20 protein-coding genes are annotated in these 19,749 nt (G+C 54.4%); 13 read left to right on the forward strand and 7 right to left on the reverse strand.

The annotated features are described in order from the left end of the window. The first annotated feature begins 142 nt into the window (after nucleotides 1-142). Nucleotides 143-526 carry a DUF1573 domain-containing protein gene (locus BM030_RS07075; protein ID WP_090972723.1) on the forward strand — a complete coding sequence of 128 codons (384 nt, stop codon included), beginning with the start codon at nucleotides 143-145 and terminating at the stop codon, nucleotides 524-526. A 106-nt stretch (nucleotides 527-632) separates the two neighbouring features. Continuing rightward, nucleotides 633-1,832, forward strand: a complete 1,200-nt coding sequence (locus BM030_RS07080) for a pyridoxal phosphate-dependent aminotransferase (RefSeq protein WP_090972638.1) — start codon at nucleotides 633-635, stop codon at nucleotides 1,830-1,832. Between the two features lie 24 nt (nucleotides 1,833-1,856). On the opposite strand, the gene cmk is transcribed toward BM030_RS07080, so the two are convergent. Genes cmk through yihA form a run of 5 tightly spaced genes read right to left on the reverse strand, consistent with a single transcriptional unit; the run spans nucleotide 1,857 to nucleotide 6,795 of the window. Next, on the reverse strand, nucleotides 1,857-2,519 hold the full coding sequence (gene cmk / locus BM030_RS07085; RefSeq protein WP_090972640.1) for a (d)CMP kinase: 663 nt from the start codon (nucleotides 2,517-2,519) through the stop codon (nucleotides 1,857-1,859). A 4-nt stretch (nucleotides 2,520-2,523) separates the two neighbouring features. Continuing rightward, nucleotides 2,524-2,937: a hypothetical protein gene (locus BM030_RS07090; protein WP_090972642.1), complete on the reverse strand. Its 414-nt coding sequence runs from the start codon at nucleotides 2,935-2,937 to the stop codon at nucleotides 2,524-2,526. Nucleotides 2,938-2,943: 6 nt separating this feature from the next. After that, complete coding sequence (gene topA / locus BM030_RS07095) at nucleotides 2,944-5,268, reverse strand: type I DNA topoisomerase (RefSeq protein WP_090972644.1); 2,325 nt, start codon at nucleotides 5,266-5,268, stop codon at nucleotides 2,944-2,946. 51 nt (nucleotides 5,269-5,319) lie between these two features. Beyond that, nucleotides 5,320-6,168, reverse strand: a complete 849-nt coding sequence (locus BM030_RS07100) for a UbiA-like polyprenyltransferase (protein WP_090972646.1) — start codon at nucleotides 6,166-6,168, stop codon at nucleotides 5,320-5,322. A gap of 3 nt (nucleotides 6,169-6,171) precedes the next feature. Next, nucleotides 6,172-6,795: a ribosome biogenesis GTP-binding protein YihA/YsxC gene (gene yihA, locus BM030_RS07105; protein ID WP_090972648.1), complete on the reverse strand. Its 624-nt coding sequence runs from the start codon at nucleotides 6,793-6,795 to the stop codon at nucleotides 6,172-6,174. Between the two features lie 118 nt (nucleotides 6,796-6,913). Here yihA and BM030_RS07110 point away from each other — a divergent pair, with 118 nt between their 5' ends. From BM030_RS07110 to BM030_RS07140, 7 genes are all read left to right on the forward strand, one after another. Beyond that, entirely contained in the window at nucleotides 6,914-7,957 is a 1,044-nt protein-coding gene (locus tag BM030_RS07110) for an isoaspartyl peptidase/L-asparaginase family protein (RefSeq protein WP_090972650.1), read from the forward strand. Between the two features lie 10 nt (nucleotides 7,958-7,967). Then, complete coding sequence (locus BM030_RS07115; RefSeq protein WP_090972652.1) at nucleotides 7,968-8,558, forward strand: C40 family peptidase; 591 nt, start codon at nucleotides 7,968-7,970, stop codon at nucleotides 8,556-8,558. A gap of 138 nt (nucleotides 8,559-8,696) precedes the next feature. Then, nucleotides 8,697-9,194, forward strand: a complete 498-nt coding sequence (locus BM030_RS07120) for a TlpA disulfide reductase family protein (protein WP_090972654.1) — start codon at nucleotides 8,697-8,699, stop codon at nucleotides 9,192-9,194. A gap of 3 nt (nucleotides 9,195-9,197) precedes the next feature. Further along, on the forward strand, nucleotides 9,198-9,812 hold the full coding sequence (locus BM030_RS07125) for a thioredoxin family protein (protein WP_090972657.1): 615 nt from the start codon (nucleotides 9,198-9,200) through the stop codon (nucleotides 9,810-9,812). Between the two features lie 105 nt (nucleotides 9,813-9,917). Continuing rightward, on the forward strand, nucleotides 9,918-11,261 hold the full coding sequence (locus tag BM030_RS07130; protein ID WP_090972659.1) for a cytochrome ubiquinol oxidase subunit I: 1,344 nt from the start codon (nucleotides 9,918-9,920) through the stop codon (nucleotides 11,259-11,261). Nucleotides 11,262-11,263: 2 nt separating this feature from the next. Then, nucleotides 11,264-12,277 carry a cytochrome d ubiquinol oxidase subunit II gene (locus BM030_RS07135; RefSeq protein ID WP_090972662.1) on the forward strand — a complete coding sequence of 338 codons (1,014 nt, stop codon included), beginning with the start codon at nucleotides 11,264-11,266 and terminating at the stop codon, nucleotides 12,275-12,277. Nucleotides 12,278-12,348: 71 nt separating this feature from the next. Then, entirely contained in the window at nucleotides 12,349-12,675 is a 327-nt protein-coding gene (locus BM030_RS07140) for a HesB/IscA family protein (RefSeq protein WP_090972725.1), read from the forward strand. Nucleotides 12,676-12,687: 12 nt separating this feature from the next. On the opposite strand, the gene bshB1 is transcribed toward BM030_RS07140, so the two are convergent. Both bshB1 and BM030_RS07150 read right to left on the reverse strand, forming a co-directional pair. After that, nucleotides 12,688-13,422 (reverse strand): bacillithiol biosynthesis deacetylase BshB1, encoded by a 735-nt coding sequence (gene bshB1, locus BM030_RS07145; protein ID WP_090972664.1) that lies wholly within the window; start codon nucleotides 13,420-13,422, stop codon nucleotides 12,688-12,690. Nucleotides 13,423-13,464: 42 nt separating this feature from the next. Beyond that, the gene (locus BM030_RS07150; RefSeq protein ID WP_090972665.1) at nucleotides 13,465-14,088 is read right to left on the reverse strand and encodes a DUF4294 domain-containing protein; all 624 of its coding nucleotides are present in this window, start codon (nucleotides 14,086-14,088) and stop codon (nucleotides 13,465-13,467) included. Between the two features lie 128 nt (nucleotides 14,089-14,216). On the opposite strand from BM030_RS07150, the gene BM030_RS07155 reads away from it, so the two are divergent. From BM030_RS07155 to BM030_RS07170, 4 genes are all read left to right on the forward strand, one after another. Next, nucleotides 14,217-16,421, forward strand: a complete 2,205-nt coding sequence (locus BM030_RS07155) for a RelA/SpoT family protein (protein WP_090972667.1) — start codon at nucleotides 14,217-14,219, stop codon at nucleotides 16,419-16,421. A 104-nt stretch (nucleotides 16,422-16,525) separates the two neighbouring features. After that, complete coding sequence (locus BM030_RS07160; RefSeq protein WP_090972669.1) at nucleotides 16,526-17,032, forward strand: Fur family transcriptional regulator; 507 nt, start codon at nucleotides 16,526-16,528, stop codon at nucleotides 17,030-17,032. A gap of 150 nt (nucleotides 17,033-17,182) precedes the next feature. Continuing rightward, nucleotides 17,183-18,457 (forward strand): adenylosuccinate synthase, encoded by a 1,275-nt coding sequence (locus tag BM030_RS07165; protein WP_090972671.1) that lies wholly within the window; start codon nucleotides 17,183-17,185, stop codon nucleotides 18,455-18,457. A 21-nt stretch (nucleotides 18,458-18,478) separates the two neighbouring features. Further along, a complete protein-coding gene (locus tag BM030_RS07170; RefSeq protein WP_244518745.1) occupies nucleotides 18,479-19,747 on the forward strand; it encodes an anthranilate synthase component I family protein in 1,269 nt (422 codons plus the stop codon). The last annotated feature ends 2 nt before the right edge of the window (nucleotides 19,748-19,749 follow it).

Below are 19,749 nucleotides of genomic sequence, written 5' to 3' on the forward strand. Positions count from 1 at the left end.
ACCGACACCGGCAAAGCCTGTCCGCAATTCCTGCCTTTGTAGCAAATCCGTTGCAAGCCGTCAGTTTTTGGAACATTTTTTGACCCTCTCATTCTAAAACAGTAAATTTGTATATCATTTACTGAAACAAGAAAGAAAGATGATGAAAAAGATTGCTACAATATGTGCCGTGCTGGTTGCGTTCACCTGCGCCACTGCATTGGCCCAGCAGAACAGTAAGGCAGAGTTCAAATTCGAGCAGGAAACCCATGATTTCGGTAAAATCCCGCAAAACAAGCCGGTTTCTTACGAGTTTGTATTCACGAACGTGGGTACGGAACCCATCATTATCAGTGAAGTAAAACCTTCATGCGGCTGTTCCGTGGCTGAATTCACTAAAACCCCGGTAAAACCCGGCGATAAAGGCACCATCAAGGTCACTTATGACGCCAAGGTCAAACAGCCGTTCACCAAGAACTTCACCGTGCGGTCAAACACCAAAACACCGGTTAAAACCCTTTACATCAAAGGTGAAGTAACAGATTAGAAAGCCGCATTCACGGAAATAAAGAAACCGCTATCCGTTTAGCGGTTTTTTTATGCCCTTAAATCAAAAGCTATGCTTAATATTGCAGCAAAAATCACATAACACTATGCCGTCTATATCCATTAAAGGCCGGGAAATGCCGGCGTCTCCCATCCGCAAGCTCACGCCTTACGCTGATAAAGCCAAACAGGAGGGCAAGCATGTTTACCACCTTAACATCGGTCAGCCCGATATCGAAACCCCTCAGGTCATGCTGGACGCCATCAGGCATATCGATTTCAAGGTGTGGGCGTATACCCCGTCTGAAGGCACAGCGAACTATCGCGCCAGATTAAGCAACTACTATAATGCGCTGGGCTACGGCATTACCGCCCGCGATATCCTGGTCACCAACGGTGGCTCAGAGGCCATCACCATTGCCATGCAGGCTTGCCTCAACCCCGGTGAGGAGATCATCATCCCCGAGCCGTTCTACGCCAACTACAACGGCTTTGCCTGTTCGGCGGGCATTACCATCAAGCCTATCCTCGCTCATATCGACAACGGCTTTGCACTGCCGCCGATTGCGGCTTTTGAGGAGCTGATTACAGCAAAGACCAAGGCCATCGCCATCTGTAATCCGAACAACCCCACTGGATATCTCTATTCGCGGCAGGAGCTGGAAGCCCTGCGCGACCTGTGCCTCAAGCACGACCTGTTCCTGCTGTCTGACGAAGCTTACCGGGAGTTCTGTTACGACGGACGGGAATTCGTGTCGCCCATGCACCTCGAGGGGCTCGAAGAGCACGTCGTCATATTGGATACCGTTTCCAAGCGGTACAGCGCTTGCGGTGCGCGCCTGGGCTGCATGATTACAAAAAACAAGGCCTTATGGAATGCCGCACTGAAGTTTGCCCAGGCGCGGCTCAGTCCGCCTGCCGTGGCACAGATTGCCGCGGAAGCCGCACTGGATACACCCCAGTCTTATTTTGATGCCGTCAAAGAAGAATATACGGCCCGGCGGAATGCACTCGTCGAAGGGCTTAACCGGATAGACGGCGTATATTGCCCCAACCCCGGCGGTGCATTCTACGTGGTGGCCCGCCTCCCCATCGATGATGGCGACAGGTTCTGCCAGTGGATGCTGGAGCACTTTTCCTACAACAACGCCACGGTGATGATGGCGCCGGCAAGTGGCTTTTACAGCTCGCCGGACGCGCCCAAGAATGAAGTTAGGTTGGCTTATGTGCTAAACATCAATGATTTGGAAGCAGCGTTAACCTGCCTGCAGAAAGGGCTGGAAGCTTACCCGGGGCGGCAGAAGTAAACCGGAGTATTTCAGCGGGGGCAGTTACAGCCGGTCAAGCACAAACTGTAACTGCTCCTGCTCATTCAGGTCGGTATTGTCCAACACGATGGCATCGGCCGCACGCACCAGCGGACTTTCCTGCCGCGTGGTATCGATGTAGTCCCGGTGGGCCAGGTTCTCGAACACTTCCTCCAACGTTATGTTCTCGCCCTTGCGTTCCAGCTCCAGGAAACGGCGCTCGGCACGCACCTTCGGGTCGGCCGTCATGAAGAGCTTTAGGTCGGCATCCGGAAACACGGTGGTCCCGATGTCCCGCCCATCCATCACGATGTCCTTGTCAGCCCCCATGCGCTGCTGTTGCGCCACCATGGCTTTGCGCACCGCGCGGAGCGCACTGACCTCACTTACAAAATCGGAAACATACATCTGCCGGATTTCGTCGGATACGTCTTCCCCGTTCAGGGATATCCAGGTCCTGTCTGGTTCGATATGGAAGTCGATGTGGATGTCATCCAACGCTTCGGCAACCCTGCGGCCGTCGTCCAGGGGAACCCCGTTGCGGATAAAATACAGGGTAACCGCTCGGTACATGGCACCGCTGTCTACATAAAGATAGCCCAGCTTTTTGGCCAGCGCTTTGGCCAGCGTGCTTTTCCCGCAGGAAGAGTACCCGTCAATGGCTATGATTTTGTTTGTCCTGGCCATGGCATCATTTGTTTCCCCCTATCAGCACACCCGGCTTGTTCAATACCGGCACCTTCACCAGGTTTTCATCGATGATGCTCTCCGGGAGGAAAATATATTTTTTGTCATAAATGGTCCCGTCGATGTAATAGCTTAGCCAATACTCATTGGTGAGCCCGAACACCTGCTCGTCTATGGCCTCAATCCGGGCATAGTCATGCGGATCGATATCGCCGATGAAATGCCGTAACACAGACGTTTTGACTTCCTTTTCATCTTTTACGCCATACCCCTTGGAGCTCACCATCACGTTATTGATGGTAACCGTCTTGTCATTGATAAGGTATACGTTCCACACTTTCCCCGCCGGCGATTCACTTTCCAGCACCACGGCGATGAAGATATCGCGGACGATGTTTTCAGGCAAATCCTTTTTCATACACTCTTACTTTCTCCCGCGTTTTTTGGGCTTTTTCTCATCCGCTTCGGCCCACTGGAGCACATCGGCATACGTAATGGCCTGCGCATCGGTACCTTTTGGTATTTTGATGTTCTGCTTGCCGAAACGGATGAACGGCCCCCAACGCCCGTTTTCGATGCGTGCTTCGGGGTTTTCATCAAACACCTTGATGATTTTCTCGCTGTCTTTCTTCCGTTTGTCCTGGATAATCTGGATGGCCGCTTCGGTGGTCACGTCGTGCGGATCCATATCTTTGGGCAACGAATAAAACGCATTATTATGGCGGATGTATGGCCCGAACCGGCCAATGGCCACCGTCATCTCCTTACCCTCAAACTCTCCTACTTTTTTAGGCAGCTTGAACAGGTCGAGCGCCTCCTCGAAGGTCAGCGTCTCTATCATCTGTCCGGGCCGGAGGCTCGCAAACCGGGGTTTTTCCTCATCGTCCGGCGAGCCAATCTGCACCATCGGGCCGAAGCGGCCAATGCGAACGCTTACCCGTTTGCCCGTTTCGGGGTCAATGCCAAGCTCACGCTCATTGGTGGCGCGGTCGGCATGCTTGATGGTGCTCTCCACCTCATTGTGGAACGGCCCGTAGAAGCTGTGGAGCATATCGGTCCACTCCTTCATGCCCTGGGCTATTTCGTCAAACTCCTTCTCCACCTTGGCGGTAAAGTTGAAATCAACAATGCCTTTGAAATGCTCCACCAAAAAGTCATTCACCACTACGCCGATGTCCGTAGGGAACAGCTTGGCCTTTTCGGCCCCCGTAATTTCCGTTTTCGTAGAGGTAGCCACCTTTCCGGATTCGAGCTCCAGCACCCGGTAATCGCGGGATTTTCCGTCGCGGTCTTCCTTAACTACGTAGCCGCGGTTCTGGATGGTAGAAATGGTAGGCGCATAGGTAGACGGCCTGCCGATGCCCAGTTCTTCCAGCTTTTTAACCAAACTGGCTTCCGTATACCGCGCAGGCGGCCGCGAAAAGCGTTCCGTGGCCGTCATCTGCTTCAGCTGCACCTGCTGGTCTTTCCGCAGCGGCGGCAGCAACGCATTGTCTGTGTCGTCGTCCAACGTCCGGTCCTGCTCGTCATCCGTAGATTCAAAATAAACCTTCAGAAATCCATCGAAACGCATTACCTCGCCGTTGGCCACCAATTCTTCGCTGCGCGTAGAAATGCCTATCCGGGCGGTGGTCTTTTCAAATTCCGCCTCACTCATCTGCGAGGCGATGGCCCGTTTCCAAATCAGTTCATACAGCCGTCGCTCCGCATTGTCGCCTTCAATGGTGTGCTGTTCGAAATAGGTTGGCCTGATGGCCTCGTGCGCTTCCTGAGCGCCCGCGGCCTTGGTTTTATATTGGCGGCGCTTGTGGTATTTTTCACCATAGGCCGCCTTGATTTCCTGCTCGGCCCCCCTTAGGGCCGTATCGCTCAGGTTCACTGAGTCGGTACGCATGTACGTGATGCGGCCGGACTCGTACAGCCGTTGGGCAACGGTCATGGTGCGCGCCACGGAAAATCCCAGTTTCCGGCTGGCCTCCTGCTGTAGTGTCGACGTGGTAAACGGCGCGGCCGGACTGCGCTTGGAAGGCTTGGTCTCCAGGCTGGCCACCCGGAATTCCGCCTGCGCGCAGTCTGCCAAAAAACGTTCTGCTGCCGCCATGTCCGGAAAACGTTGGGGCAGCTCGGCCTTGAACGATTCCTTCGGGTTGCCCGTATGGAAAATGGCGACGATGCGGAAGGCCGCTTCCGGCTGGAAACGGTTAATCTCCCGCTCACGGTCAACAATCAGGCGAACCGCTACCGACTGCACACGCCCGGCAGAAAGAGACGGCTTCACTTTCTTCCACAAGACCGGCGAAAGCTCAAAACCCACCAGCCTGTCAAGCACCCGCCGTGCCTGCTGGGCGTTCACCAGGTTGAAATCAATACTCCGGGGGCTTTCAATGGCCTTCAGTATGGCCGGCTTGGTAATCTCATGAAAAACTATCCGCCTGGTCTTGTCGTCCTTAAGGCCGAGGGTTTCATACAGGTGCCACGAGATGGCCTCCCCCTCGCGGTCCTCGTCAGACGCCAGCCACACGGTCTCTGCTTCTTTAGCTAACTTCTTTAATTCGCTGACTACAGCTTTCTTATCAGCCGGAACCTCATATTTTTGTTTAAAGTTATTGGCGGTATCAATTGCATCATCCGTTTTTACCAAATCGCGTATATGTCCATAGCTTGACTTCACCAAAAAGTCTTTGCCCAGGTACCCTTCTATTGTTTTCGCTTTTGCCGGAGATTCTACAATCAGTAAATTTTTCGCCATTGATTTTTTCAGATTTTTGCAAATAAAGGGATTTATTCAGGGATTGGCAAATCAAAAAACCACGTCCAGCAAGAAAAAGCAGGCAAACACCACCGAGGCAATACCGTTGGTGGTCATGAAGGCCCGGTTTACCCGGCTCAGATCCGAAGGGCTCACAATCCGGTGCTGGTAGATGAGCAGCAAACTATAGAAAATCACCCCGATGATGTAAAATACGCCCAGCGGAACAAAGAACATCGGCGCTATCACGAGCAGCGCAGACAGCACATGCAGGCCTTCCGATACCCGTAATGCCCTGCGCTTCCCCAGCCAGGCGGGGATGGAATTCAGGCCATGTGCCCGATCAAATTCCTCGTCTTGCAGCGCATAGATAATGTCAAACCCGGCCACCCACGTCAGCACGGCCAGCGCGTACAGTACCGGTACAATATGGAATGTTCCGGTCACCACAAGGTATGCGCCCAATGGTGCCAGCCCCAACCCCAACCCCAGGATCAGGTGACACAAGGGGGTAAACCGCTTGGTATAGCTGTACCCGAGCACCACGGCCAGCGCCACCGGCGAAAGGTAAAAGCAAATCCGGTTGATGAACCAGGTGGCTGCAATAAACAGGATGCCGTTCAGAATGGTGAAGAGCAGTGCCTGCCTGGCACTGATACGGCCCGCGGGGATGTCGCGCATGGCCGTGCGCGGGTTGGCGGCATCGATATCGCGGTCAAGGTACCGGTTAAACGCCATCGCCGCATTGCGCGCAAACACCATGCACGCCAGCATCAATAAGAGTTTCAACCCGTCAAAGCCATGGCCGGTAGTGTTCACGGCGAGGAAAAAACCGATGATGGCAAAAGGCAGGGCAAAAATACTGTGGGCAAACAGAACAAGGGAAAAGTACTTACGCATAGGCTATCGGCGGTCGGTATTGTCAATCGGTTGGAACTTGGCATTGATTTCATCGATGGCCGTCAGCAACTCCGCACATCCCAGCCGGCTCTCGGCCGATGTCAGGAAATGCGGCGGCGTTTCCTCAAACCATTGCAGCAGGGCTTTCCGGAATTTGCCGATGTTGGCGTCTGATTGGGCCTGTGATTGCTTATCGGCTTTGGTAAACACCAGCATGAAGGGCACGCGCTGTTCCCCCAGCCAATAACAGAAATCAAGATCTATCTTCTGCGGCTCGTGGCGGCTGTCTATCAACACAAAAACGCATTGCAGGTTTTCACGCAGCAACAGGTACCGCCGGATGAACTTCTCCCAGGCTGCACGGCTGGATTTGGAAACTTTCGCGAAGCCATACCCGGGCAGGTCTACGATATACCACTCTTCATTAATCAAAAAATGGTTAATCAATTGCGTTTTCCCGGGGGTCTGCGATGTCTTGGCCAGGTGGCGGTTGCCCGTAAGGGCGTTAATCAGCGAAGATTTCCCCACGTTCGAACGGCCTATAAAGGCATATTCCGGCAGCGCGGGCGCCGGCAGTTTGTCTACGCGGTTATTGCTGCTGACGAATGTCGCTGATTTGATGATCATGCTGCAAAAATACATAAACTATGGTTAATGCGGGCATGGCACCAAATTTATAGCCGAAGCGTTCGGTAATTTCGTACGCAATTGCTAACTTGGCCGCCAGTTAACACACCTTTTGCCAATGATACTTACCACAACCGCTACTTCCGCCAAAACGGGCGTTATTTTGTCACTTTTGCTGTTATTAGCTGCCCTCTCTTTTGCGCAGGGCAACCGCTACGTGCTGGTTATCCATGGCGGAGCGGGTACCATCCTCAAAGAAAACATGACCGCCGAACGGGAAGAAGCCTACCGCACGGCGCTCACCGAAGCGCTCCAGGCGGGTTATACACAGCTGAAAGCCGGCAAGAGCAGTCTTGATGCCGTGGAGGCCGCCATCGTGGTGATGGAAAACAGCCCGCTGTTCAATGCTGGCAAAGGAGCGGTTTTCACCCATGAGGGCCGGAACGAACTGGATGCTTCGGTGATGTGGGGCCCCACACGCGCCGCCGGGGCGGTTGCCGGGGTAACCACCATACGCAACCCCATACGGGGCGCGCGTGCCGTCATGGAGCAATCCGAACATGTGATGCTCACCGGCAAGGGGGCGGAGGCGTTTGCGGCATCCGCCGGACTGGAGCTGGTCGATCCCTCCTATTTCCATACGGAAGGCCGGTGGAAAGCCCTGCAACGCGTGCTGCAAAGGGATTCGCTCCGGACGCAGCTCGACCATGATGCCGGTAAGCAAACCGCCAACCCGGCCATGGACAACGACTATAAATACGGTACGGTAGGCGCCGTGGCGCTCGACCGGAACGGCCACCTGGCCGCCGGAACTTCCACGGGGGGCATGACGAATAAGCGATACGGCCGTGTGGGCGACTCGCCCATCATCGGTGCGGGCACCTATGCCAATGCGCAGGTGGCCGTATCCTGCACGGGGTGGGGCGAATATTTCATCCGCGGAATCGCTGCTTATGACGTGGCCGCGCAGATGGCCTACGGCCAGGCGTCACTGGCAAACGCGGCGGCAAATGTCATCAAAAACATCGGCGATATGGGAGGTAACGGCGGCATTATCGCGCTGGATAACCGCGGCAACGTGGCCATGCCGTTCAACACGGCAGGTATGTACCGCGGGGCGATAACCGAATCGGGCGACGTCGAAATAGCCATTTATAAGTAAACACATTGGCATGCGAACAAGGGTTGGCTTTTCCCTCTGGTTGGTATTGGGCAGCCTCCTGCTCAGCGGATGCCTCACCCGCAAAAACGCCCTGCCCACGCACCGTCCCAACCGTACGGCCGCCAAAGGTGTCATCGCAACCGATGCATCTTCGGCACCCAGGGGTATACACACGTCACGGGCAGGCTTGCTTAACAGCTATGCGCAGGTGCTGGGCGTGCATCCGCGCGAACTGCAGAATGCGGCACTTTACCAATATATCGACGATTGGATGGGCGTGCCCCACCGTACGGGCGGCACCGACCGCCGCGGGGTGGATTGCTCGGCTTTCGTAGGCATGCTCATGCGCGAGGTATACGGCAAATCGCTGCCGCGGGTGTCGCGCGACATGGCAGAACAGGTCAAACGCAAATACGAACGGCAGCTGAGAGAAGGCGACCTGGTTTTCTTTTCGTTCAGCCGTAAAAATATCGACCACGTGGGCATCTACTTGCATAACCGTAAGTTTGTCCATGTGTCCACCACCAAGGGCGTCATCATCAGCGACCTCCATGACACGTGGTATTACAAATACTTCACCCGCGCAGGCAGCGTTAAGTAGTTCCATCGGATGAACCTTGGCAAGGTAACCGTTCGTCCTGCGCCTTTTGCAAAATCATGATAGTTTCCGTACCTTTATCATCCAACCTGCCTATGGCAGCGGCTGCGCAGCCGGCAGGACGTAAAAACAGCGCAACGGATGAAAAAGCCAGGAGTTATTCTTGCCGCCATCTTGCTGCTGTCTGCCGCCTTCGCGGGAGCACAGGAGCGGGTGCCCTTCATTACGTTGAACAGACTTGAACAACGGCTGGGCAACGGCGGCGATACCACGTTCGTGATTAACCTCTGGGCCACCTGGTGTGCGCCATGCGTGTCAGAACTCCCGCATTTTGAGCGGCTGCAGCAAACCTACGCGTCCAAACCTTTACGCGTGCTACTTGTTAGTTTAGACAGAAAAGAAAAACACGATGCCGTTGTTAACTTCATCGAATCAAAGGGACTGAAGAGCGAGGTGCTTTTGCTCGACGAAAAAGACGAACAGTATTTTATCCCGAAAATCAGCCAGCATTGGTCAGGCGCCATCCCCGCTACCCTGTTTGTGAATACGCAAAGGGGCATACAGGTCTTCCGGGAGCAGGAGTTTGATTACGAGCAGCTCGAAAATGACTACTTATCAATTGTTCACCAAAATAATTAAGCCATGAAAACAATACATGTCTTATGGATAGGGTTGGCCGTGTTGCTGTCGGCTGCCCGCCCCGTGTCCGACAACGGATACCAAATCGGCGATGCCGTGGAAGATTTCCGCCTGAAGAATATTAACGGCGAGTGGGTATCGATGGCCAGCTATCCGGCCGCCAAGGGGTTCATCGTCATTTTTACGTGCAACACATGCCCGGTGGCCGTCGCTAATGAAGACCGCATCATCGCGCTGGACAACACGTATAAGCCGCTGGGCTATCCCGTTATCGCCATCAACCCGAATGATGCTGGCGTAGAGCCGCGCGAATCTTATGAGCAGATGCAGCAGCGGGCCGGCGACAAAGGGTTTACGTTCCCGTACCTGCTGGATCCGGACCATGTGGTCACCCGCCGTTTCGGGGCCACGCATACGCCGCACGCTTTCCTGCTCCAGAAAGTTGACAATGTCCCGGTGGTACAATACATCGGTGCGATCGACAACGATAGCCGGGGCGGCAGCCCCGACACCAAGTTTATCGAAGACGCCATAGCAGCCCTTGAGCAGGGCAGCAAACCCGACCCGGATGTGACAAGGGCCGTAGGCTGTACCATCAAGTGGAAGAAAAGCACTTAATTTAGAACGAATACAAATTGTTCGTCGCCCTTGCAGACGCAAACAGCAGATCGTTATTATCGCTAACTTTAGGCATTTTAACAGTACATCAAACCGCACCGCGTCATGGACGATCTGATTGCAGCCCGGTCGCAGATGGCGATGTCCCTCGGCTTCCACATTATCTTTGCCTGCGTGGGCATGGTCATGCCGTTTTTCATGGCCATTGCACACTTTATTTACCTCAGAACCCGAAACGCCATTTACCTCGGGCTTACCAAAGCCTGGAGCAAAGGGGTAGCCATCCTGTTCGCCACCGGGGCCGTATCCGGCACGATGCTCTCCTTTGAGCTGGGGTTGCTGTGGCCTACCTTCATGGAACATGCCGGCCCCATCTTCGGCATGCCGTTTTCGCTGGAAGGCACGGCATTTTTCATTGAGGCCATTGCACTGGGCTTTTTTCTCTACGGATGGGGGCGCCTGCGCCCCTGGTTCCACTGGTTTACGGGCCTGGTGGTCGGACTGAGCGGACTGGCCTCGGGCATCCTGGTCGTTGCCGCAAACGCCTGGATGAACAGTCCGGCGGGCTTTGATTACGTCGATGGGCAGTACCTGAATGTCGACCCCATCGCGGCGATGTTCAACGACGCCTGGTTTTCCCAGGCCCTGCACATGACCTTGGCGGCGTTCGTCGCTACGGGATTTGCCGTGGCCGGCATCCATGCGCTGATGATCCTCAAGCGCAAAAACGTCACCTTCCACACCACGGCGTTCCGCATTTCGGCGTTGTGTGCGTGCATTGCGGCACTGCTGCAACCCATCAGCGGCGATATTTCCGCCAAAGACGTGGCTGAGCGGCAGCCCGCCAAGTTAGCTGCCATGGAGGCCCATTTCGAAACGGAGGCCCGGGCGCCGTTTATCATCGGCGGCATTCCCGATGAGCAAGAAGGGCGCGTGAAACATGCGTTGAAAATACCTGGCGTGCTGAGTTTCCTGGCCCACGGCGACGTGAATCAACCCGTAACCGGCTTGAACGATATCCCCCGGGAAAACTGGCCGCCCGTGGCCATCACGCATTACGCCTTCCAGGTGATGGTCGGGTTAGGCATGCTCATGGCCTTGCTTTCGCTCATTTATCTTTTCGCGCTCGCCCGGCGCAGGGCCTGGCTGGACCGCCGGTGGCTGCTCCGGCTGTTCGTTATCGCTACCCCCATGGGCTATATCGCGGTAGAGGCCGGATGGATTGTTACCGAAGTGGGCCGCCAGCCCTGGATCATATACGGCATCATGCGCACGGCCGATGCCGTAACGCCCATGCCGGGCATCGTTTATTCGTTTTTCCTCTTTACCGCCGTATTCGTGTCGCTGGCCGCCATCGTGGTTTTCCTGCTTTACCGCCAGATGGCCATGGTAGGCCGGCTTTATGATGTAACCGATCCGGCCTACCGCGGTAATTCCAAATCATCGTAGCCATGCTGTACGTTGTCATTGTCTTCCTCTGGGCTTCCATCTGTTTATACCTGCTGCTGGGCGGGGCAGATTTCGGCGCGGGCATTGTCGAGCTGACGGTGCGCCGTAAGCATAAACTCAAAGTGCGTAAAATCATGTCGCGCGCCATCGGCCCCGTCTGGGAAGCCAACCACATGTGGCTCATCATCGCTATCGTCATCCTGTTTGTCGGATTCCCCGAAATCTATACCCACATGTCCATCTACGTGCACATCCCGCTGGTAGCGATGCTGTTGGGCATCATCGCCCGCGGCACGGCATTTGTCTTCCGCAATTACGACGCCGTGTCTGACCAGTGGCAGCACCTCTACACCCGCATCTTCACCTGGTCGAGCGTGGTTACGCCCTTTTTTCTGGGCATCATCGCAGCCTCCACCGTTTCGCGTACCATTGATCCGGCGGCCACCCATTTCGTCTCGGCCTACATCCACAGCTGGCTAACGTGGTTCGGGGCGGCCATCGGCCTGTTTACCATCAGCATCTGCGGGTACCTGGCAGCCGCCTACGCCATCGGTTCGGTAGATGAGGCATATGACCGGTTGTTGATGGCGCGCATCGCGCGGCGGTTTATCTACATCGTTGTTGTTGCGGGGGGGCTGGTTTTTCTGGCGGCCGCCTATTCCGATATTCCGTTGATGGAGTGGATTTTCGGTGGTACTATCGGGCAGCTGGCCATTCTGCTGGCCACGGTGTCCCTGGCATTCACCTTCCCGGCCCTGCAACGCCGAAAGGCCTTCGCAGCCCGTGTGCTGGCCGGGTTCCAGGTCACCATGATTCTGCTCGCTGCCACTTACCAGCACTACCCCGAACTCGTCCTGTTCAAGCACGGCGGCGGACTGTCATTGATTGACCACGCGGGAAACCACAGCACCATCACCGCGCTGGCCTGGGCGCTCCTGCTGGGCAGCGTGTTCATCCTGCCCTTCCTCTTTTACCTCATGCGCGTCTTCAGCCGGTATACCCCGCCGCAAAAATGACATCCCCTTAACGCTCAGCTGTTGCAATATCGGCGGGTTATGCCGATATTTGTATGATTAACGGCAATAGCATGGTAACAATAACGGATAAAGCAAAGCAACGTATCCTCAGCATTATGCGCGAGGAGAACTATGACGATACGTATTTTGTACGGGTGGCCGTGGAAAGCGGCGGTTGTTCCGGCTTGGCGTATAAGCTCAACTTTGATAACGAATCACGCAAGGGCGACCAGATTTTTGAAGATAAGGGCATTAAAATCTGCCTTGACATCAAATCATACCTGTACCTGGCAGGTACTGAACTGGATTATTCAGACGGGCTTAACGGCAAAGGGTTTGAATTTCACAATCCCAACGCCTCGCGCACCTGCGCCTGCGGAGAAAGTTTCGCAGTTTAACGGCCCCGCGCCCTATTTCAGGGCAAACAGATCGTCTACCCCGAGCAGCCTGCGGCAGGTGTATCCCTCGGCGTATTTAGCGCCGATGTATTTGCCGTATTCCCGCCCGCGGGCTTCGATATACCGCAGGAAATCCGGTGTAGAGATGTAAGTCTGCGGCTCTTTCTCCGTATATGATTCATTATGGAACTGTGATCGGAAGGCTTTGATGGCCGCCACCTTCTGTTCCCAGTGGTCGCTCACATCCACCACGATATCCGGTTTGATGTAGTAGTCCTGTATAAACTGCAATAACAGGCGCGGGCGGTGCGGCAGCTGGGGCCTGCCCCCCTCTTCGGTGGCGATTTTCACCAATCCGGCCAGAAACACCGCGTCGTTCACCAAATTGCCCGCGCGCCCGTGGTCCGGATGCCGGTCGTGCAACGCATTGGTAATAACGATTTCGGGCCGGTACCTGCGGATCACCTCGATTATTTTCAGCTGGTGGGCTTCATCGTTGCGGAAAAAGCCATCGCGCATGGCCAGGTTTTCCCTCACCGTCAGTCCGAGGATTTCGCCCGCGTCGCGCGCCTCCGCTTCCCGGGTCTCCGGCGTGCCGCGCGTTCCCAGCTCGCCCCGTGTCAAATCAACCACGCCCACCTTGCGGCCCATGGCCACATGCTTTAAAATCGTGCCTCCGCAGCTCAGCTCAGCATCGTCGGGATGCACCGCTAAAACCAGTATATCCAGTCCACCAGTATTTTCCATGTTTAAACGCTTAATGTTGGCACAAAGGTAGGAAAAATGCGCTTAAAAATAAGCCGGGCCCGGGCGTTCCAGGCTGCGGATGATATTTTCTATCTCCACGTCTTCCTCAGGGTTGTAGGTATTTTTCAGGTTATGCCCGAAGACCTTGGCTATCGACTGGTAAAAGAATGCGGTAACGCCCCCTTTCAGGTCTTTGACCACCTCGTAGCTGGAGTTGCCGGTCTGGCGGTCAATGAGCTTAATCAGAATTTCCCCCTGTGATATCGTCAGTTTTTTAATCTCCCGGTTAAACATGTCTTTGATTTCCTTTTCGCACGCCTTCACCAGCCGTTTTTGCTCGCGCCGGTTATCGGTCAGCGCCAGGTCGCGGTGCAGCTGCTCATACCGGTTCTGCGCGTACCTTGCATACGGCAGCACCTTCATCACGTTATAGCGCAGCCGCAGGTAGCGCGCCTTATCTTCGGGGCTTCGGAACACGCGCTTCCGCGTTACCTGCACTTCGGGGATGCGCAACCAGGGGATGCGCTCACCGTTTACCTCCATGGTGGGCACCAATATGCGTCTCGGCTGCTGATCGGCCTGCCGCATAGCAAGGGAATCCTGTGCGGAAACGTGGCCTGCAACGCCCAGCAACACCAGAAAAAACAACAGCCTCAACACGTGCATCGCTATGGGATATCAATAATTTTCCGTATATTTATGCATTAAACAAATGGATGTTTATCTTGTCCAACCGTTACGGATATACAAAGATAGGTATTTCTTAAATACAACGGTTAAGGTAGGCGATATATATGAAGGAATTAGTAATTGATTTAGAGGCGGAAAGCAAAGAAATACGGAAGCGGTACCGGGCGCTGCTGCGGGCGTGCAAACCCACGTTGCAGCGCGGCGATAAGCAGATGATCCGGAAGGCCTTTGACATGGCGCTTGACAGTCATAAAGACATGCGCCGCAAGTCGGGCGAACCTTACATATACCATCCCATTGCCGTAGCCCAGATCGCCGCAGAAGAAATCGGCCTCGGCACCACGTCCATCGTCTGCGCCCTGCTGCACGATGTGGTGGAAGACACCACCATCACGCTGGACGATATCGAACGCGAATTCGGCAAAAAGGTGGCGCGCATCATTGACGGGCTTACGAAGATATCGGGCATCTTTGACCCGAACAGTTCCATACAGGCCGAAAATTTCCGCAAGATGCTGCTCACGCTGGCCGATGATGTGCGTGTTATCCTCATCAAGCTGGCCGACAGGCTGCACAACATGCGCACCATGGACTTCATGCCTCGAGACAAGCAGCTGAAAATCGCTTCTGAAACATCCTACCTCTATGCTCCCCTGGCCCACCGCCTGGGCTTGTATGCCATCAAATCGGAGCTGGAAGACCTATCCATGAAGTATACCGACCCGGATACCTACAAGTTCATCGCCAAGAAACTCAACGAGAAGAAGGCAGAGCGGGAGCGGTTTATCCAGCATTTCGTGGAGCCCATCAAAGAAATCCTGCACGAGCAGGGTATCAAGGCCGCCGTGTTCGGCCGTCCGAAGTCCATCTATTCCATCTGGAACAAGATGCGCAAAAAATCGATACCCTTTGAAGAGGTGTACGACCTGTTTGCCATCCGTATCATTATCGATACCTCCCAGGAAAACGAAAAGGCCGAATGCTGGAAAGCCTATTCCATCGTCACGGATCTCTACCGCCCCAACCCCGACCGCCTGCGCGACTGGGTATCATCGCCCAAGGCCAATGGTTATGAATCGCTGCATACCACGGTGATGGGCCCCAAGGGCCAATGGGTGGAGGTGCAGATCCGCACGGTGCGGATGAACGAAATCGCCGAGAAGGGCTTTGCCGCCCATTGGAAATACAAGGAGTCCAATTCAGACAGCGGGCTGGATCAATGGATACAGAAAGTGCGGGAAATCCTGAGCAACCCCGAATCCAATGCCATGGATTTCCTTGACGATTTCAAGATGAACCTCTTTTCTGATGAGATTTTCATCTTTACCCCCAAAGGTGCCCTTATCCAGCTCCCGCATAACGCCACGGCACTGGATTTTGCGTTTGAGATTCACTCCGACCTGGGGGCCAGCTGTATCGGCGCCAAGGTAAACCATAAGCTGGTGCCCCTGAGCCACAAGCTCCAGAACGGCGACCAGGTGGAGATCATCACCTCCAGCAAGCAGACGCCCAAGGAAGACTGGCTCAGCTTCGTGGTCACCGCCAAGGCCAAATCCAAAATCAAGTCGGCCCTCAAGGAAGAAAAGAGGCGGGTGGCAGAAGACGGCAAGGAAATCCTGGAGCGCAAGCTCAAATCGCTGAAAATCACGTACAACACGGAAAACATCAATAAACTGACAATGTTTTTCAAGTACCCCTCTTCGCAAGACTTGTTTTACAATGTGGCTAAAGGGGTAATAGACATCAAGAACCTCAAAGAGTTTTTACTCAGCGAGAAAAGCGTGGAGCAGAACGGGCAGCAATTCAATTCGCACATCAGCGGCCTGGTAGACAAAATCAACAAAAAGGATTACGAAACGCTGCTGATTGGCGACGACCTGCAGAAAATAGATTACACGCTGTCGCCCTGCTGCAACCCTATCCCCGGCGACGATGTGTTCGGGTTTATCACCGTAAATGACGGCATCAAAATCCACCGCACCAACTGCCCCAATGCAGCCAAGCTGATGGCGAACTACGGTTACCGCATCGTCAAGGCCAAATGGACGTCGCAGAAAGAGCTGGCTTTCCTTACGGGACTGCACATCGTGGGTATAGACGATGTGGGGTTAGTCAACAAAATCACCAAGGTCATCTCGCATGATTTCAAGGTTAACATCCGGTCAATCACCATTTCCAGCAACGATGGCATCTTCGAAGGGTCGATTATGATTTTCGTAAACGATACAGCACACCTCGAAAACCTGATCAGGCACCTCAAGCAAATCAAGGGGATTACCGGCATTACGCGGTTCGACTCAGACCACTAAGCTGATTCACTGCGCTTCCCCAACGCCCGCTGCCACGATTGCAAGCATACCCGATTGGATATCTGGGTAACTTTATGTAACTTTGTACGTTTAACCTTCGGATGATGACTCAAACGGAAAATTACCAAACAGTAAAGAAGATTTTCGAGGCTTACCTGGAAAACAAAAGCCTCCGCAAAACACCGGAGCGCTACGCTATTCTCGAAGAGATTTACTCGCGGAACGACCATTTCGATGTCGAATCGCTGTACATCCACATGAAGAACAAAAAGTACCGGGTAAGCCGGGCAACTGTATACAATACGCTGGAGCTACTGGTGTCGTGCGATTTGGTTACCAAACACCAATTCGGGAAGAACATGGCCCAGTTTGAGAAATCATACGGCTATAAACAGCATGACCATATCATCTGCATCGAATGCGGCAAGGTCGTCGAATTCTGCGACCCCCGTATCCACCAGATTCAGTCAATGATGGGCGAACTGCTGAAATTCGACATCAAGCACCACTCGCTGAACCTGTATGGCGTATGCAGCGAATGCTCGGCCAAAAAGCAAGACGCCGCAGCTGACGGACCAACAAAGAAAAGCACGCTCGTCGAAGCCCATTGAGCCTATTCAGCCCCGCCCGGCAATGCCCGTCCGGCAGCACCTGTACTGCCGGCTTTTCGATTTTAAATCGGAGAATATTAAAATAATGTTAGATTTGCCTCAGAATTTGTAATTTCCTTAATGATTTCAATTTTTCAATGCTGATAAACTATGCAAGTTGATGTGCTTTTGGGCCTGCAATGGGGCGACGAAGGGAAAGGTAAGATTGTGGACGTCCTCTGCCCAGAATATGATTTAATAGCCCGCTTCCAGGGCGGGCCGAATGCCGGACATACACTGGAATTTGACAACCAGAAATACATCCTGAACACCATCCCTTCGGGCATCTTCAACAAAGACACCCTTAACCTCATTGGCAATGGAGTGGTAATTGACCCCATTATCCTGAAAAGGGAACTCGATACGCTGCGCAAACACGGGTTCGACCCCGTTGCTGCCGGCAAACTGGTTATCGCCCGCAAGGCACACCTTATCCTCCCCACCCACCAGCTGCTCGACGCCGCGTCCGAAAGCAAGATGGGCGACGGCAAAATCGGCTCCACGCTGAAGGGCATCGGCCCCACGTATATGGACAAAACCGGCCGCAATGGCCTGCGCGTGGGCGACACCACGCTGCCCGATTTTGCCGACCGGTACAGGCGGCTGGTAGAGAAGCACAAATCCATCCTGTCCCACTACGGCGAGATACCTGATTTCAGCGAACGTGAGCAGGCCTTCATAGAGGCCGTGGAGTTCCTGAAAACCATCCCGCATGTCGATGGGGAGCACCTGGTAAACCAATACCTCAAAGACGGCAAGCGCGTTCTCGCTGAAGGCGCACAGGGCACGCTGCTGGATATCGACTTCGGTTCTTATCCCTTTGTCACATCGTCTACCACCACGGCTGCCGGTGCCTGCACAGGACTGGGCATTTCGCCGGGCAAGGTCGGCAACGTCATCGGCATCTTCAAAGCCTATTGCACGCGGGTGGGCGGCGGCCCCTTCCCTACTGAGCTGGAAGACGAAACCGGCGAGAAGCTTCGCCAGCTGGGCCACGAGTTCGGTGCCACCACCGGGCGTCCGCGCCGCACGGGCTGGATCGATCTGCCGGCGCTCAAATACGCCATCATGCTCAACGGCGTCACCGAACTGGTGATGACCAAGGCCGATGTGCTGAGCGGATTTGAAACCATCAACGTCTGCACGCACTACGTACAAGATGGCCAGCAAATCGATTACATGCCTTATGACATTGTGAGCGTTAAGCCCCAGCCGGTATACGAAACATTGCCCGGATGGCATGTAGACCTGTGCGGAATCACCGAAAAAACACAGATTCCGCAAACACTGGTAGATTATATTCAATACCTGGAGCAACAACTGGGGGTACCCATTAAATACCTCTCGGTAGGTCCAGATCGTAAACAAACCCTATTGTTAACGTAAAATTTTTGCCCTATGGTATCAATGGCATACCATCTTAAAGACAGCCGGGCGTTTGCCCAGAGGGCGTTACAGTGGGCCGCCAAGTTTGACAGTGCCTGCTACCTGGATTCCAACGGTTACCGCGACAATTACGGCAACCTCGATGTGTTCATCGCGGTGGGTGCCGCGGCGGAGTTTGTGGCCGATGGCCACGATACCTTTGCCAACCTGCAGCGGTTTATAGACGCCCATCCCGGCAGCTGGATTCCGGGATTCTTCGGTTATGACCTTAAAAACGAAATCGAGCAGCTCTACTCCCGCCACCTTAACCGTATCGATTTCCCAGACGCGTATTTCTTTGTGCCGCAATACACCCTGCTCATCGGCCAACACAATGTCGAGATCAAGGGCGCCGATCCGGCGGCCATTGTCCGCGAAATCGAAGCCACGGAAGTGACCGACGGGCCGCCGGGGTTCAAGGGCCAGCTCAGATACCGGGTAGACCACCACGCGTATTTCACAACATTCGACGCGCTCAAGAACCACATCCGCATGGGCGATGTTTACGAAATAAACTACTGCCAGGAATTTTATGCCGAAGAAGCGTCGCTCAACCCCCTGGAAACCTACCGCAGGCTCAATGCCGTGTCGCCCACACCGTTTTCGTGTTTCTTTAAATACGGCGACAGATACATCCTTTCGGCCTCGCCAGAGCGGTTCCTCTCCAAAAACGGCAACACCCTGATCTCCCAGCCCATCAAAGGCACGGCGCCCCGCGGCAAAACCGGCAAGCAAGACGAACGCCTGAAGACCCAGCTGGCCGCCAATCCCAAGGAAGTCAGCGAAAACCTTATGGTCGTAGATCTCGTGCGGAACGATCTTACCCGCAGCGCCGAGCCCGGCACCGTCGAAGCCCCCGCGCTGCTGGAAATACACAGCTTCAAGCAGGTACACCAGCTGGTTTCTACCGTTACCTGCCAGGCACGCAAAGGGATAAGCGCCACGGAAATCATCCGCAACACATTTCCGCCGGCCTCCATGACGGGCGCACCCAAAATCAGCGCAATGGAGTTAATCGATGCCTACGAAGACAGCCGGAGGGGCGTCTATTCCGGCGCGCTGGGCTATTTCAGTCCGCAGGGCAATTTTGATTTCAGTGTGGTTATCCGCACCATGCTGTACAATGCAAAAAAGCGCTACCTGTCTTTCCAGACCGGCGGAGCCATCACCGCCAATGCCGACCCCGAAAAGGAATACGACGAATGCCTGCTAAAGGGCAAAGCCCTGTTTGAGGTCCTTAAAGGGCGCTAACG

It is taken from the genome of Parapedobacter composti (assembly GCF_900112315.1).
Classification (GTDB): Bacteria; Bacteroidota; Bacteroidia; order Sphingobacteriales; family Sphingobacteriaceae; genus Parapedobacter; species Parapedobacter composti.

What these genes read in the sequence shown, in the direction of transcription:
- BM030_RS07075 (WP_090972723.1), top strand. Translation starts at nt 143, where the DNA reads ATGAAAAAGATTGCTACAATATGTGCCGTGCTGGTTGCGTTCACCTGC.
- BM030_RS07080 (WP_090972638.1), top strand. Translation starts at nt 633, where the DNA reads ATGCCGTCTATATCCATTAAAGGCCGGGAAATGCCGGCGTCTCCCATC.
- cmk (WP_090972640.1), bottom strand. Translation starts at nt 2,519, where the DNA reads ATGGCCAGGACAAACAAAATCATAGCCATTGACGGGTACTCTTCCTGC.
- BM030_RS07090 (WP_090972642.1), bottom strand. Translation starts at nt 2,937, where the DNA reads ATGAAAAAGGATTTGCCTGAAAACATCGTCCGCGATATCTTCATCGCC.
- topA (WP_090972644.1), bottom strand. Translation starts at nt 5,268, where the DNA reads ATGGCGAAAAATTTACTGATTGTAGAATCTCCGGCAAAAGCGAAAACA.
- BM030_RS07100 (WP_090972646.1), bottom strand. Translation starts at nt 6,168, where the DNA reads ATGCGTAAGTACTTTTCCCTTGTTCTGTTTGCCCACAGTATTTTTGCC.
- yihA (WP_090972648.1), bottom strand. Translation starts at nt 6,795, where the DNA reads ATGATCATCAAATCAGCGACATTCGTCAGCAGCAATAACCGCGTAGAC.
- BM030_RS07110 (WP_090972650.1), top strand. Translation starts at nt 6,914, where the DNA reads ATGATACTTACCACAACCGCTACTTCCGCCAAAACGGGCGTTATTTTG.
- BM030_RS07115 (WP_090972652.1), top strand. Translation starts at nt 7,968, where the DNA reads ATGCGAACAAGGGTTGGCTTTTCCCTCTGGTTGGTATTGGGCAGCCTC.
- BM030_RS07120 (WP_090972654.1), top strand. Translation starts at nt 8,697, where the DNA reads ATGAAAAAGCCAGGAGTTATTCTTGCCGCCATCTTGCTGCTGTCTGCC.
- BM030_RS07125 (WP_090972657.1), top strand. Translation starts at nt 9,198, where the DNA reads ATGAAAACAATACATGTCTTATGGATAGGGTTGGCCGTGTTGCTGTCG.
- BM030_RS07130 (WP_090972659.1), top strand. Translation starts at nt 9,918, where the DNA reads ATGGACGATCTGATTGCAGCCCGGTCGCAGATGGCGATGTCCCTCGGC.
- BM030_RS07135 (WP_090972662.1), top strand. Translation starts at nt 11,264, where the DNA reads ATGCTGTACGTTGTCATTGTCTTCCTCTGGGCTTCCATCTGTTTATAC.
- BM030_RS07140 (WP_090972725.1), top strand. Translation starts at nt 12,349, where the DNA reads ATGGTAACAATAACGGATAAAGCAAAGCAACGTATCCTCAGCATTATG.
- bshB1 (WP_090972664.1), bottom strand. Translation starts at nt 13,422, where the DNA reads ATGGAAAATACTGGTGGACTGGATATACTGGTTTTAGCGGTGCATCCC.
- BM030_RS07150 (WP_090972665.1), bottom strand. Translation starts at nt 14,088, where the DNA reads ATGCACGTGTTGAGGCTGTTGTTTTTTCTGGTGTTGCTGGGCGTTGCA.
- BM030_RS07155 (WP_090972667.1), top strand. Translation starts at nt 14,217, where the DNA reads ATGAAGGAATTAGTAATTGATTTAGAGGCGGAAAGCAAAGAAATACGG.
- BM030_RS07160 (WP_090972669.1), top strand. Translation starts at nt 16,526, where the DNA reads ATGACTCAAACGGAAAATTACCAAACAGTAAAGAAGATTTTCGAGGCT.
- BM030_RS07165 (WP_090972671.1), top strand. Translation starts at nt 17,183, where the DNA reads ATGCAAGTTGATGTGCTTTTGGGCCTGCAATGGGGCGACGAAGGGAAA.
- BM030_RS07170 (WP_244518745.1), top strand. Translation starts at nt 18,479, where the DNA reads ATGGCATACCATCTTAAAGACAGCCGGGCGTTTGCCCAGAGGGCGTTA.